Origin of the sequence: Aminobacterium sp. UBA4908, assembly GCF_002398115.1 — a bacterium.
Classification (GTDB): domain Bacteria; phylum Synergistota; class Synergistia; order Synergistales; family Aminobacteriaceae; genus Aminobacterium; species Aminobacterium mobile.
This window is the reverse complement of the sequence record NZ_DHCG01000002.1, coordinates 343624-357820: the sequence shown is the minus strand read 5'-3', so window position 1 is coordinate 357820 and position 14197 is coordinate 343624. Positions and strand designations below refer to the sequence as shown.

The following is a 14197-nucleotide window of genomic DNA, read 5'->3' as shown; positions in this document are numbered from 1 at the left end:
CCGCACTGACACCGGTGGCGTCAAAACTTGCTGCCTGCACGGCCTCTGTACGTTTCATTTCGTCGTCACTCTCTGATTCTCACCGGAATCCACGCAAGACCGAAGGCCTTGATGGTAATATCCGTACTCTTAGGGCGCACCAGAGATTCCCGTGTCGCTTCTTTGTATTTCTCCATGTTTCTCGTGAGAATATCAATTTCTTCGTTGAGCCGTGTTTCGAGGTCTGTTATTTGATTCTGTAAAAATTGCAATCTCTCTTCAGCTCTTGCCACATCCATTTTTTCTTTTTTAAGCCGTCCCGCTTTGGAGAGGGCAGATCCCATTCTGTAGGTGGATGTCGCCGTGAGGCTTTTTCTGCCGAACAATGCGCTTGCTAAAGCCGATCCGAAAGAGATAACTGTCTCCATATTCCGGTGTTTCGCCTGTTCGCTTTCTCTCTCAATGGCCTGTTCCGCCGCAATGAGCTGTTTTTGCAGAGTGGCCATTTTGCTGTCGTATTTTTTCCGTATCTTTTCGATTTCAATATCTCTTTTTTCCCGCAAGGCTTCGTCAATTCGTATGGTAAAGTCGGCTTCACTTTCTTCCGGCAGGCTGACTATTTTCAAGGGTTGGTTCTTATAGATGACGAGAGGTTTGTTCTGTCTGATCCATCGTTGGAAGGCTTTCCCCCATGTAGCGTAGTTGCGTGGTTCAGCCAGAGTTTTGGGAAGTTTAAGGAAAGGTATGCCCCCAGCGGCTGTTGTTCGCAGCTCTTCTGGAGCGATGTCGAGGTCGAAACCTCTTTCCCAATCAGGGTCAAAGGTGTCAGGTGCTTCTGTCCCCAGCGTGTATGTTATGTGAGTGTCGATTTCGAGGCTGGCGCTGGAGTAGTAGATGTCGCCGATTCCTATAATAAAAGGTTTATAGACCCAGGAACCGCCTCCCGTCGGAGTATCGACGAAGAATTCGGGGATATTCGGGGATATGGCTGGTTTGATCGACGTTCGTGGCGTTGTTGGTGTTGCTGACGTTGCCGCTGGTGGTACGGATGTTGCCGAAATTTGCTCTGCTGGCCCTGTGGCAGGTTCTGTCGGAGTTGCTTCAGTCGCTGCTTTAGCTAATGTTGTCAGAGCTGGCATTGACGCCGGCTCTGACGTTTCCGCCCCCGCCCCAGATGCCGGCGCTCTTCCTTCCATAAGTATTTTAATGTGCTCCCGTGACAGAGGTCCTCGCAGGTACGACATGGCCCAGCGGGTCGTGAAGACGGAGGGGCTGTTTTCGTGGATATTATTAAGAAGGAACTCCCTCTTTTTCAGGGTTGTAATGGCCTTGTCGAGAAATTCCCGGTCACATCCTGAGGCGCTTTCGAGTCGTTCCATTCCTTCGAGAACACGGTCTTTGTCGCGCTGTGTTTGAAGGCGTCCGATAAACCACGTTCCAATATTTGAAAGGCCCTTATAGTCTAGATCTACAGGGTTTTGAGTAGCTAAAACCACGCCGATACCGAAGGCTCGAGCCTGCTTGAGAAGGGTGATGAGAGGTTTTTTAGAGGGAGGTTCTTTTACAGGAGGCATATATCCGAAGACTTCGTCGATATAAAGAATGGCTCGAAGGCTCGAGGTCCCTGTCTGCAACCTCATCCAGCTAACAATTTCGTTTAGAAGCATGGAGATAAAGAACATTCTCTCGTTATCGGAAAGGTGGGAGACGGTAAAAATAGAAGCTCGTGGTTTCCCCTCCCGAGTGTGGAGGAGGCTTCCTATTTCTAGAGGAACCCCTGTCATCCACTGGTTGAACGCTGGAGACGCGAGGATCTGGTTCAGAGCGAGAGCCAGTTTAAATCGTTCGCTCGGTGGATAAAAGGTATCGGTAGGCATAATGCCAATGTGAGGGAATGGAGGGTTCTGAATCCAGCTGATAATCAGCGGCAGATCGACATCTTTGCCTTCTCTCCAGCTTTGTTCAAATATTTTTGACAGAAGAAGGTGTTCCCGTCCAGAGAGAGGGTCAGATTCAATGTTGAGAAGAGAGAGGAGAGTGGAGGCGGTATTTTGAATCTTTTCTAAGAAAAGCTCGTTATCGCTCGTGATTCTATCCCCAGGGCATCTGAAGGAACCAAGCACGTTCACTTTCACACCTGCGCTGCTCCCAGGCGTATAGATGGTGAAGTCGACGGATTCCCTCATTTTTTTAATTCTCGCTCCGTCAATTCTCCAGTCGGCAAGCCCCTTCGCCCATTTTGCGGCTTCCAGGGAGGCATAGTCTGCGACAGAAAGTCCCTGTGCCGCTGCGTCTTCCCTGTTGATCCACGGCAAGAACTCTTCGGCCTTTTGCTCGGGGAAGGATAGAAGAAGGTTTGTAATGTCTCCTTTAGGGTCGATAGCGAGAATTGGAATGTTGTCCATAAGGGCTTCTTCCAAGAGTGCTATTCCAAGGCCCGTTTTGCCGCTTCCCGTCATTCCGATGATCATCCCATGGGTGGTCAGGTCTTTCGAGTCGTAGAGCACGAGTGTGTTGCTCTTTTTCCCTGTTGCGGGATCTATCTCGTTCCCGAGGTAAAATTTCCCCATGAGTTCGAAGTTTTCCATCATCATCCCTCCCATTGCTTAATAAATCCACGTAAAAGGAGGCCACATGGTCTTCATGGCGTATCCTGTTTTTATTCAGAATTCTTGTGGAGACCTGACTATAGTCTGAACTTTTGGCAGAGACTTTCGCTTCTATATATGTTTGCCCCAGATTTTTAGAGCTATATTTATTAACGTAGCTTATTTTTTACGACATTGGATTTTAAGCTCATTAAAACTTGGCAAATATCTTGAACTTCCCTGAGGGTTAGATTATCGAAGTTCTCGAGCTTATGTATGGTTACATTTATAAAATCATTATTCGATTCTTGCTCTTTGTCGGGAGCAATGAAAAAAGAGGCGATAGTTCCGGTAAGAATACTTATGAAGCCAATTCCCACCAACATCAATATAGTTGCTATAACTCGTCCTCCTGTAGTTGTAGGAACCATATCACCATACCCTATTGTAGTTGTAACAAAAGACCACCAGAGGGCGTCGTGGAAATTTATGTTTTCGAAATAGCGGATAGCTATCGCTCCAAATAATACCATGGAAATGGTGATGAAGAGAACGTATTGGAAGTTGTTCCGCCTCAGAAAGCGGGAAAGATAACGATGGGTTCGGCCAAAGTAGGCTAACAATTTAACAATTCTTAAAAAGAGAAAAGAGGAGGGTACACGGAAGAGTTGGAAGAGGCGAATGGCTCGAACGCCTTTGAAAAGGGCGTTAAAGGGTAAAATTGCCGTGAGTTCTATTACATGCTCTTTGACGTAGTCCTTTTTATCTTTTGTCAAAAACAAGTGGAGAAAATAATCTGCAACGAAAACACACCAGATTATGAAATCAATGTCGTCCAATAATTTTTCTTCGTGAAGGGGAAGTGTTGTTCGTTCTTGAATGATAAGCAAAACGACAGAGAGAATTGCCAGTATGCCAAGGGATATTTCGTAAATATTTACGTTATTCCTTTTGCTGTTATCCATAGTAAACGAACCGCCTATCCCGTAAAAGTTTCAATACCCTTGGAATTCGTTGCATTTGTTGCGACTGTCACATTTACTGTGTTTGTCATAATTATGGCACCTCAACTTTAAGGATACGGCTCTGGACTCGAGGCCAATTGGCCGCAAAGCAACATTCTTCGGATTCGAAACTATGTATCTTTGCCCGCGATGCCTGAATACACATCGGGACTGTGGAAAACCTTCGGATTCGAGACTATGTATCTTCGCATGTAATGCCTAAACTCTCGCTGGGTTATTGAAAGCCTTGAGATTCTAAACTACGTATCTTCGCCCTTTTTATATTTTATATTAAAACCTGAATAAGAAAAATACTATAGCTAGGAAACGTTTCGTGTTGTGTGAAAAATCTCCCCCGCCATTACGCCTGTTCGTCAAGATTTCCACCTTCTAAAATAAAAAACAAACAAAATTTGCATAAATAAATTCTCAGATGGTATTCTTATATAAACAATTTATTCATCTCGCCCAACGTTAACCTTGCGAAAAGTAGAGTTCAAGTGATAGGAGGTTAACCATAGGCATGAATATAATAATGGGCTGTCAATCCAGATGTACCCGTGAGCTGTTGTTTGCCTTTGTTTTTGTTTCTTTTGCCCTTTGCATATGGGCGCCTGTTGTGAGTTATGCCACCGTGTTCTCTCACTCGGGGCAGGTCTCTCTCTGGGGGGCATACAACGACGACACAGACAGTTCGTTGGGTATCCGATACATTCCCGAAATAACAATAAGTTTTGGCGCGGGCGCTGAAACGGGCGCTGAAACTGATACCGCCGCAGACTCCGAAACAGACTTAAACAGAGGCACGCAAACAACGCAAACAGCCCAGACCCTTGACGCTCTCGTCTCTTTCAACATCCGCACCCTCTCAACCTTCGGTTCCTTCAAAGAGTTGGAAGACAAATTCCATGCCGATTTGTATCGCTCCTGGGTGCGTCTCTCCGGCGAGAGGTATGAAGTGCGCCTCGGCCTCCAGCGAATCAATTTCGGACCGGCTCAGATCCTTCGTTCTTTAAAATGGTTCGACCAGATAGACCCCCGCGACCCTTTGAGCCTAACTGACGGGGTCAACGCCCTTCTTGGACGCTATTATTTCCCCAACAATTCGAATATATGGGTGTGGGGCTTATACGGAAATGGCGATCCGGAGTTTGGCCTACGCTACCAGTTCCCAGTAGCCAATGGGGAGATGGCCTTTACATATCACAATAGGCGTGTCGACCGGGAGTGGTGGAACTCAAACACTTTTGCTTTTCCCCGCAGAGTAACCTTGGAAGACGGTCTGGAGCAGCGTTACGCACTCGATGGAAGTTTCGACGTGGGGATCGGTCTTTGGTTTGAGTTCGTCATGAGCCGCCTCAAAAAAGACTCCAAACACACTCTTTCCACCACATGTCTTACCCTTGGAGCCGACTACACCTTTGATGTTGGTTCCGGCGTCCACGTTTTGGCAGAACATTTTATACGATCGCCCGGCAGTGACATATGGAATCATGAAAATGACGATGAAATATCCGCCCTTTCCATAGACTTCAGCACTGGCATTCTCGACACCGTAACCATCCTGACATACTACGACTGGCAAAAAAAAGAATTCTACCCCAACGTAAGCTGGCAGCGCACATACGATGACTGGCTTATTAACGTAACGGCTTTTCACAACGGCGACGATGCTAACAGCGTCTATTCGGGAACCGGGGTTGTTCTCACCTTTGTGTACAACTATTAGGGAAGGGGGCCTGTTCATGTCTATCGTAACCATAAAAAATCTGACAAAAAGATATCCTATGGGCAGCCATTTCTTTACGGCGCTGAGTAATGTAACCCTCGAATTCGAGAAGGGGGAATTCTGCGGATTAATCGGTCCCAGCGGATCTGGAAAGACGACTCTTTTGAACATTATTGGGGCTCTCGACGCTCCAACGGAAGGAAATGTGGTGGTTATCAATAAAAACGTAGAAAACCTTTCTCACAAGGAATCTGCGGCGTTGCGCAACCATCATATTGGTTTTATTTTCCAGACGTACAACTTGTTTCCAGTCTATAGCGTCTACGAGAATATAGAATTTCCATTGCTGCTTTTGAAGATGCCGCCTAAAGAGAGAAGGCAGAAAGTTTACGATGCTCTAGAATGGCTGAGATTGACAGATAAGGTAAATTCCAAGCCGGCGCAGCTTTCAGGAGGAGAGTGTCAGAGGGTGGCAGTGGCCAGGGCTGTGGTGAAACGTCCGGCGTTGATTCTGGCAGACGAGCCTACGGCCAATCTTGATAGCGAGAATTCCTACAACATTCTGGAAATGATGGTGCGGCTCAACAAGGAACTTGAAACCACTTTTATTTTTGCAACTCACGACGAGAAGGTCATGAAATACTTGAGACGTAAAATTCATCTCTTTGACGGGCACGTAGCGCGAGACGAAATCATTGCCGTTTCCAGCTCTGAGGTTTCCTCGCAGAGTTCTATGTCGCTCAACACTGGCGAGGTTGTTCCCAGAGATAACCTCACGTCCCGTGATGGAGCTTTATCGGGACCCAACGTAGGATCAGCATCAGCTTCTGTGGCTTGTGATGTTTCCAATGATCACCGTGCGCCTCGCTCCAAAGGAGAGAGCAGACATGTTTAGCGTTGGCGTTACGTTAGCCTATCGCAATATAAAGGAAGCGGGACTTCGAACATGGCTCAACGTGGCTGTGCTTGCGATGACCTTTGTTGTGATCGTCGGTTTCCAGGGGCTTTATACAGGTATGCTCGCCCAGACGTCCAGAGCGATGATTGAAGACGAAATCGCAGGCGGACAATACTGGCATAAAGATTACGACCCTTACGACGCTCTATCCATTGATAATGGACACGGTGTTATTCCAGAAAATCTGTTTTCCCTGATCGAAGAGAGAAGGGCGACACCTATTCTTATTCGCCAGGCCACAATCTACCCTGCTGGACGTGCTCAGTCGGTTCAACTTCGGGGGATCGATCCTGCCCAGACCATTCTCCATATTCCCACGCGCTATCTTCACATTTCAGTTGCTTCCGCTAGCATAAACGGCGCAGGTAGAATGAATGGCGTTACTGGTTCTGTTAGCCCAAATAATACAAATGGCTCTGATAGAGCGAGTGGCGCCGGTGGTTCTTTCAGAGTAAATACCGCCGATATTTACGAACTGCCAATCCTCATCGGAAAGAGAATGGCGAAGAGCAAAAATATCGCTATCGGCGATTATCTGACTATACGCTGGAGAGATGCTCACGGGACCTTCGATGCAACCGAGGGCCAGGTTGTTTACATTATGGATACTCGGGTTCCGTCTATCGACAACGGAATTATTTGGGTACCCCTTCAGACGTTGCAGCACATGACGGCCTTGAAAAATGAAGCGACCCTCGTGGTTGTGAGCTCCGAAGCTGTTGGGGAAGGGACCAAGTTCCCCCATAAGGAGCCACCCATCGGCGCAAGATCCCATGTTGTGAGCCCTGAAACTGAAAGTTCAGGTTCCTCTCAGGAGTGGCCTTTTAAAAGCCAGGCTTTTTTGATGAGGGACCTCACGGAAATGATAAAGACGAAGAGAATTTCAAGCGTTATTATCTATTCTATTCTCCTCTTTCTTGGCATGCTCGCCATTTTCGATACTCAGGTCCTCTCTCTCTTCAGGCGAAGAAAGGAGATTGGTACCTTGATTGCCTTGGGCATGACGAGAATGCAGGTTATTTTTGTCTTTACGCTGGAAGGTGTAATTCAGGGAGCCATGGCTATCGTCGTTGCCCTCATCTTTGGTATGCCTCTTTTAACGTATGTGTCGAAAAAGGGGATTGCCATCCCCCAGATGGTGGAGGGATACGGTTTCGCCCTTTCCGACAAGCTCTTTCCCGTGTACTCCTTAGAGCTCGTTCTCACGACGATACTCTTAATGATGGTCGTTGTCGCAGCCATTAGTTTCCTCCCTTCGAGCAAAATAGCGAAACTCCAGCCTACAGAGGCGCTGAAAGGGAAAATATCATGATCTCTTTCCTTCTAAAAGGGCTGATCCGAGATCGTTCACGTAGTCTCTTCCCCGTGCTAATGGTGAGTGCCGGCGTTTTCCTCACAGTTTTTCTTTACTGTTTCATGCAGGGAGCTATGGGCGACCTCATCAGCTCAACGGCGAAATTCGATACGGGCCATGTCAAGGTTATGACTCAGGCGTATAGAGACCTTGCCGATCAAGTTCCCAACGATTTGGCGATTATCGGGGCCGATGCGCTGCTTGTATGGTTGAAAGAGAATGAAAAAGAGATGATTTGGGCCCAACGGATACGCTTTGGCGGTCTTCTCGATGTCCCTGACGAGAGGGGAGAAACTCTGGCTCAGGCGCCTGTCATGGGCCTTGGAATTGACCTCTTTAGCGAAGATACGCCAGAAAAAAACCTCTTTAACATAGAGAAGGCCATGGTGCGGGGTTCCTACCCAAGAGGTCCGAATGAAATATTGATAAGCGATGAATTTGCTCAAAAAATGGGTCTTCATATTGGCAGCACGGTGACGCTTATTAGTTCAACCATGTATGGCGCTATGGCAACGTACAATTTTAAGATTGCCGGAACCGTCTATTTTGGCATGATTCCTATGGATAGGGGCACGATCATAGCAGATATCAGAGACGTGCAAAATGCCCTCGATATGACTGACAGCGCAGGTGAGATTGTGGGATACACCCACGACATGCTCTATTCCGGCAGACGAATGGGCAATGTTGCGCAGCGGTTCAACAAGACTTTTACAATGGCAGATGATGAGTTTTCTCCTGTGATGGTGTCTCTTGGCCAGCAGAATAATTTTGAGGAATATTTGAATTATGCTGAAGCCATGGAAGCCGTAATTGTTGGCATTTTCGTCTTGGCCATGTCCATTGTTCTCTGGAATTCAGGCTTGATGAACGGGTTGCGGCGGTACGGAGAGATAGGCGTTCGTCTTGCCATGGGGGAATCCAAGGGGCGGCTTTACCGTTCAATGATCCTTGAGTCTTTCTTTGTCGGAATTGCCGGTTCCGTCTTAGGGACCGCTTTGGGCCTCGTCGTTTCGTATTACATGCAGTACACAGGCATAAATTTTGGGGAGATGATGCCGAAATCGAGTATGCTTATCTCCAATATCATACGGGCTCAGGTTACGCCGGCAAGCTATATTATCGGTTTTTTCCCGGGAGTGTTTGCGTCGGTGACAGGGGCCATGTTTGCCGGTATTGGCATCTATAAAAGACAGACAGCCCAGCTCATTAAGGAGTTAGAAGTATGAAGAGGAAGAATATGTTTAGGGAATGGGGGATCCCCTTGGCTGAAGCTTACCCTCATAATATGGCGGTGTGTGCGGCGCTACACGTAGCGGCGGCAGGTATAGCAATGCATAAAACGGTGGGACATGTAGCTGCGAACATAGCTGCGTATAACATAGCTATGCTTATATCGGCAGTTACAGCCTTTTCGCCTGAAGGCACGTCTGTATCAGCGCTCAAGTTTGCGTCGCATTCGAGCGGCCACATCGGAAAGTTTGCGCTGGTTGCTTCGTTGAAAAGGGTGCTGATTATAGTTTTTATCGCTGTGGCGGTGCTGTTAGCAGTGTTGTCGTCTGCTCAATGTAGCGTTGTTGAGACTGTCGGTGTCGCTGCTTTTACCGACGCTAAAGATCTCCAGAGGCCCCTTCCGGACCTCATTCCCCTTACAGGCGAGGGGATTCTTGAAAAAGTTGACGAAAATTACGTTGCCAAGAATCGGAAGGTGACAAGTACTATGATTGTGAAGGGACAGCGCGGCTCCCGCACATTACAAGTGCTTTCATGGGTGCAGGGCACTGAAAAGGCCTTTAGCGAATTCCTTTCGCCTCCCCGTGAAAAAGGGACGAAAATGCTCAAACTCGAAGATGAGCTTTGGATGTACACCCCGTCAACCGATCGCATCATAAAAATAGCGGGGCATATGCTTCGGCGCTCCATGATGGGGTCTGACATATCCTACGAAGATTATATGGAAGATCCCAAACTCAGCAACATGTACAATGTGGAGCTTGTGGGGGAGGGAAAGGTGGGTAAAGAGCGAACAGGCGAAGACAAATTAGGCGAGCGAGATTGTTACCTACTTGAGCTTACGGCCAAAAAAGAAGGAGTTTCCTATTATTCGCGAAAGATGTGGGTGGATAAAGAGAACTTTCTTCCTTTACGAGAGGATCGTTTCGCCAAAAGTGGCAAGCTTTTAAAGACCTTCACCATTAACGAAATATTTCAGGTTCAAGAGCGATGGTACCCTAAAAGGGCGACAGTTAAGGATGCGCTGGCTTCTGGTGAAGGCACAGAATATATTATAGATACTATCGAATTTGACGTTGAAATACCTGACTACATCTTCTCCAAAGCCTCTTTGCGCCAATAGGTTTCATATACCAGCCATATACCAACGGTACAGAATTGCTCTTACAATTACTCTTACAATTGCGATTATAACGGCTCCATGGATATTTTTGTTACCGACGAAGTGGCTCTTTAAATTTCCCCTCTTGGCTTTGAGCTGGTTGGCCTCCATGTATTGATATGGGGCATTTTATCAGCGCGATGTGTGCTATATCATGTATAATAGCCCAGCTCTTCAGAAACTTTCTATTGGGATATCCAAAAATTGGAATAACTCTCTGAAGATTTATAAATTTTAATTTAGATTGTAATAATAAATTTATGTGCTATAATAACAAGGTTGTGATCGGGTGGTTTAAAAGCCATCTGGAAAAGATATAGCGTTTTTTTTGCGACACGTCCCGTCATGTAGTTAGGGCGGTACCGAAACGTCATACTTCATGTGTCGCTTTTTTCGGAATTTGTTAGGAAAGGTAAGGTAATTGTATGAGTAAGAAGCTTGTTTATGTTAATGAAGTTCCTTTCTGGATGACCCCGGAAGGTCGTTTGGAAACAGCAGAACTTCGCAACGGCTGGGCTGTAGAGCGGATTATGCTCCGTACTTCCCGCGGGCTTAAAGCCCTTCGAAGTACCGCTTCTGTCTAGGCTCGGAAGTTGATTCAGAGAGACACTTTTGTCTCTCCCAATTACGTAGATTACAGACCTCTCTCGTGGGAGGTCTGTTTTTTTATGAGGGCGAATATTATGCCTTTGTGCCTTTCGTTTGCGTTCCTGTCATTTGCGCCTCGAAAGCGACCCTTCCATGTTTTATGCGAAGTACAATTTTTGCCTGCCCATAAATAGAATATATGCGCTATAACCTTTTCGTTAATTTAAATTGATTTTCTTAAGATCAATGATAAACTAACAAGAGTTGCTTTTTAACACTCGGAGTACCCCCCATTTATTCCTAAAAATATTAAAATATTGAGCAAAGGAAGATTGATGTGTACACACCAAAGTTATTAACGGAGATCAAGGCGTATTCCCGTGAAAAAGCCCTTGCGGACCTTTTCGCTGGAATGACTGTAGGCGTTGTTGCGTTGCCACTGGCTATGGCGTTTGCGATAGCAAGTGGTCTTCCACCAGAGCGAGGTCTTTTTACTGCCATTGTTGCTGGTTTTCTGATTTCGCTTTTTGGAGGAAGTAAGGTGCAGATAGGAGGCCCGACAGGGGCTTTTGTTGTTCTTATTTCAAGCATAACACTTCAATATGGGTATTCAGGTTTGGCTTTATGTACGTTAATGGCAGGTATTATCCTTATTTTATTAGGCCTTTTTAGAATGGGCGGTCTCATCAAGTTTATTCCCTTTCCAGTCACCACTGGATTTACCACAGGCATTGCCGTTGTTATTTTTTCCACACAAATTCGCGATTTATTAGGTTTAAAAATAGAGAAAGTTCCCGCTGCCTTTCTAGAGAAATGGCAGGTCTATTTCGAGTCCCTCAATACTATGAGCTTTGGAACAGTGCTTGTGGGGATAGGAACCATAGTAGTTATCCTCTTAATACAGCGATTTTGGCCCAAACTGCCAGCTATGCTGATAGGTATGGTCGTGGCTACTCTTGTGGCTCATGTATGTGCTTTGAACGTAGAGACTATCGGAAGCACGTTCGGGGAACTTCCCCGTATGTTGCCAGCGCCGTCCTTCCCCAAAATCGAGTTCTCTCAGATAGGAGATCTCGCCAAGCCGGCCTTTACTGTGGCGCTTCTAGCGGCTATAGAATCTCTTTTGTCTGCAACTGTGGCCGATGGGATGATAGGTGATCGTCACAGACCTAACGCTGAACTTATCGCTCAGGGGATAGCAAATGTAGGAAGCGTTATTTTCGGAGGCATCCCTGCTACAGGGGCTATTGCTCGTACAGCGACGAATGTTAAGAGCGGAGCTAAAACTCCAGTTGCCGGGGTCATTCACGCAGTTGTTCTGTCTTTGTTGCTTCTACTTTTTGCACCAGTGGCAAAGCTGATACCTCTCGCCGCACTCGCAGGAATTCTTGTGGTTGTTAGCTATAACATGAGCGAATTGCACAATTTTGTGTCTATCTGTAAAGGCCCGAAAAGCGACGCGTGCGTATTAATACTGACCTTTGCTCTGACTGTCCTTGTCGACCTTACGGTAGCAGTTCAGGTTGGAGTTGTTTTAGCGGCTCTTCTTTTCATTTGGAGAATGTCGGAGAATACAGATGTCAACGTCATTACAGAAAGGGTGCAAGGGAAGACTGTTGCGGAAGAAGAGTTTTATGCTATTGCACCACGGGATGTTCCAGAAGGAGTAGAGATTTTTGAAATCAATGGGCCTTTTTTCTTCGGGATGATCCACAGATTTAAGAACGCTATCCGCAATATGGAGGAACCGGCCGCAGCTCTTATTATCAGGGCGCGAAATGTATTGGCGGTAGATGCCACCGGGATACATACTCTGAGGTCTTTATATAAGCAGTGCAGGAAAAAGGGAATTTATTTGATTTTTTCGGAAGTCCATTCCCAGCCTTTAAAGGCTTTTCAACGGTCAGGATTGATATTTGAAGTTGGGCGAGATAATTTCTGTAAAAGTATGGATGACGCATTAAAACGAGCGAAGAACCTCCTGAAGATGACGACGAAACCCCAAGAGGAATGATAGTGCGATAATTTTTATATCTTTAGGGCCTTTCCGCCAGTGAGTGATGAGGCGGAAAGGCCCTTCTTTCTTACTGATATTGGGACGAAGATATCTCTTTTTTTATAAAGAGCTCTTGTCGTTTGTAGAGGCGGTCTATCCGCACAAGCTGAAGAGGCTTGTTCGGGGCAAAGAGCTTTAGAGACATTAGAAAAGTTCCTACTTCGGCAAAGGGAATGGCCATATAAATCCCCTTCGTTCCCAAACAAAGAGGGAGCACCATCAAAAAGATAGCTGGCAGTGCAAGACTTCTCGATATGGCAACAACCGCTGAATGAAGCGGCTTTTGCATGGCCGTAAAGTATGATGAAAAAACTATATTTACGCCAATAAGCAAAAATGCCGGCCAGAAATACGCGATAAACTCCTTGGCGATACGGGTTGTTTCTCCAGCCTCTCCATTGGTAAAGAGGTCGATCATCCTATCGGGAACTAAAACGAGTAGAGCTATAATTCCGATCCCTATTAAAAAAACGGTTCCCCAGGCAACAAGGAGAAAGGAAGAGATGCGGTTTGATTTTTCTGCCCCAAAATTTTTACTGATAATAGGCTGTATAGCATCGCCAATGCCATAACAGGCCATGGAGCCCAGATAGAGTATGTAGTTTACAATAGTATAAGCAGCCACACCAGAGATTCCCATTCTCTTGATCATGATCCAGTTGAAGATAAAAGTGAGAATGCCGGCGGATATTTCGTTAGCAAACTCAGAGAAGCCGTTATATGCGGCAAAAAGAATTTCTTTCCAGGATCCACCATTTTTTTTGAACCGCAACTTTCCCTTTTTTAAAAGGAAGTGCGGCAATAATATGCTGAATAAGGCTACTTGCGACAATCCTGTGGCGAGAGCGGCCCCCTGCACGCCAGTATTAAGCTTGATAACAAAAAGCCAGTCAAGAGAGATATTAATACCGGCTCCAGTAACCATAGACGCAGCGGCAAGAAGAGGTCGTCCATCCACCCGTACAAAGTAAGAAAGGCAAATACCGCAGGTAAGAAACGGAATAAAAAGCAAAAGCATAGAAAGGTACTTTTTAACCCAGGGAGCGATTTCAGGACTTGCGCCAAGGATGGTTACCAGAGTATCTATTCCCAATCTTCCTATTACAGAGATACTTGCGGCGATAACAAAAGTAGCCAGTAACGTTTTCGTAAAGATAGAAGAAGCTGTATCAGGATCTCCTTCGCCAAGATATTTCCCACAGTTAACAGAAGCTCCTATGGCCATCATGTAGGCAATCCCTCCTGATAATATAACGAAGGGGAGAGATAAGTTAACGGTGGCCAAGGCCATTTCTCCTACTTTATTGCCAAGAAAAGCAGCATCCACAGCACTGGCTGAGGACACGGCAATCATTCCTATAACTGTTAAGAAGGAATAATAAAAGAACACAGGAAAGATATTCCCGCGCAGAGGATCTAACATGTACTTCACTTTTAATGCACCCTTTCAGGAAAAACAACAACACTTGGACAGTTACCATATTTGCGCATGTTCATTTCGTGGAAGATACTTCTATAATATAGCACAAAAAATGAATAAAAATAT

The 14197-nt window shown here is 46.1% G+C and carries 10 protein-coding genes; 7 read left to right on the top strand and 3 right to left on the bottom strand.

The genetic code is table 11. The features are described 5' to 3' along the window. Nucleotides 1–65 precede the first annotated feature (65 nt). Nucleotides 66–2567: an ATP-binding protein gene (locus B4J50_RS02585; protein WP_286846898.1), complete on the bottom strand. Its 2502-nt coding sequence runs from the start codon at nucleotides 2565–2567 to the stop codon at nucleotides 66–68. A 170-nt stretch (nucleotides 2568–2737) separates the two neighbouring features. Then, nucleotides 2738–3532, bottom strand: a complete 795-nt coding sequence (locus B4J50_RS02580; protein ID WP_024821945.1) for a potassium channel family protein — start codon at nucleotides 3530–3532, stop codon at nucleotides 2738–2740. 562 nt (nucleotides 3533–4094) lie between these two features. On the opposite strand from B4J50_RS02580, the gene B4J50_RS02575 reads away from it, so the two are divergent. From B4J50_RS02575 to B4J50_RS02545, 7 genes are all read left to right on the top strand, one after another. Beyond that, the gene (locus tag B4J50_RS02575; protein ID WP_024821946.1) at nucleotides 4095–5300 is read left to right on the top strand and encodes a hypothetical protein; all 1206 of its coding nucleotides are present in this window, start codon (nucleotides 4095–4097) and stop codon (nucleotides 5298–5300) included. A gap of 16 nt (nucleotides 5301–5316) precedes the next feature. Then, on the top strand, nucleotides 5317–6195 hold the full coding sequence (locus tag B4J50_RS02570; RefSeq protein ID WP_024821947.1) for an ABC transporter ATP-binding protein: 879 nt from the start codon (nucleotides 5317–5319) through the stop codon (nucleotides 6193–6195). Beyond that, nucleotides 6188–7570 carry an ABC transporter permease gene (locus B4J50_RS02565; RefSeq protein WP_286846894.1) on the top strand — a complete coding sequence of 461 codons (1383 nt, stop codon included), beginning with the start codon at nucleotides 6188–6190 and terminating at the stop codon, nucleotides 7568–7570. Before B4J50_RS02570 ends, B4J50_RS02565 begins: the two co-directional genes overlap by 8 nt. A 59-nt stretch (nucleotides 7571–7629) precedes the next feature. Beyond that, the gene (locus B4J50_RS02560; protein WP_286953941.1) at nucleotides 7630–8841 is read left to right on the top strand and encodes an ABC transporter permease; all 1212 of its coding nucleotides are present in this window, start codon (nucleotides 7630–7632) and stop codon (nucleotides 8839–8841) included. Next, entirely contained in the window at nucleotides 8838–9968 is a 1131-nt protein-coding gene (locus B4J50_RS02555; protein WP_286846892.1) for an outer membrane lipoprotein-sorting protein, read from the top strand. The genes B4J50_RS02560 and B4J50_RS02555 overlap by 4 nt, the downstream gene beginning before the upstream one ends. A gap of 464 nt (nucleotides 9969–10432) precedes the next feature. Further along, nucleotides 10433–10591 (top strand): hypothetical protein, encoded by a 159-nt coding sequence (locus tag B4J50_RS02550; protein ID WP_169728660.1) that lies wholly within the window; start codon nucleotides 10433–10435, stop codon nucleotides 10589–10591. 341 nt (nucleotides 10592–10932) lie between these two features. Beyond that, the gene (locus B4J50_RS02545) at nucleotides 10933–12609 is read left to right on the top strand and encodes a SulP family inorganic anion transporter (RefSeq protein ID WP_286846887.1); all 1677 of its coding nucleotides are present in this window, start codon (nucleotides 10933–10935) and stop codon (nucleotides 12607–12609) included. A 70-nt stretch (nucleotides 12610–12679) separates the two neighbouring features. Here the strand turns inward: B4J50_RS02545 and B4J50_RS02540 are convergent, their stop codons facing one another. Next, nucleotides 12680–14074, bottom strand: coding sequence for an MATE family efflux transporter (locus B4J50_RS02540; RefSeq protein ID WP_024821952.1), 1395 nt, complete (start codon nucleotides 14072–14074; stop codon nucleotides 12680–12682). Between the last annotated feature and the right edge of the window lie 123 nt (nucleotides 14075–14197).

Bases quoted from the DNA above. Each gene is read 5' to 3' on its own strand.
- B4J50_RS02570 (WP_024821947.1), top strand. From the start codon at position 5,317: ATGTCTATCGTAACCATAAAAAATCTGACAAAAAGATATCCTATGGGC.
- B4J50_RS02540 (WP_024821952.1), bottom strand. From the start codon at position 14,074: ATGTTAGATCCTCTGCGCGGGAATATCTTTCCTGTGTTCTTTTATTAT.
- B4J50_RS02555 (WP_286846892.1), top strand. From the start codon at position 8,838: ATGAAGAGGAAGAATATGTTTAGGGAATGGGGGATCCCCTTGGCTGAA.
- B4J50_RS02565 (WP_286846894.1), top strand. From the start codon at position 6,188: ATGTTTAGCGTTGGCGTTACGTTAGCCTATCGCAATATAAAGGAAGCG.
- B4J50_RS02550 (WP_169728660.1), top strand. From the start codon at position 10,433: ATGAGTAAGAAGCTTGTTTATGTTAATGAAGTTCCTTTCTGGATGACC.
- B4J50_RS02585 (WP_286846898.1), bottom strand. From the start codon at position 2,567: ATGGAAAACTTCGAACTCATGGGGAAATTTTACCTCGGGAACGAGATA.
- B4J50_RS02560 (WP_286953941.1), top strand. From the start codon at position 7,630: ATGGTGAGTGCCGGCGTTTTCCTCACAGTTTTTCTTTACTGTTTCATG.
- B4J50_RS02580 (WP_024821945.1), bottom strand. From the start codon at position 3,532: ATGGATAACAGCAAAAGGAATAACGTAAATATTTACGAAATATCCCTT.
- B4J50_RS02575 (WP_024821946.1), top strand. From the start codon at position 4,095: ATGAATATAATAATGGGCTGTCAATCCAGATGTACCCGTGAGCTGTTG.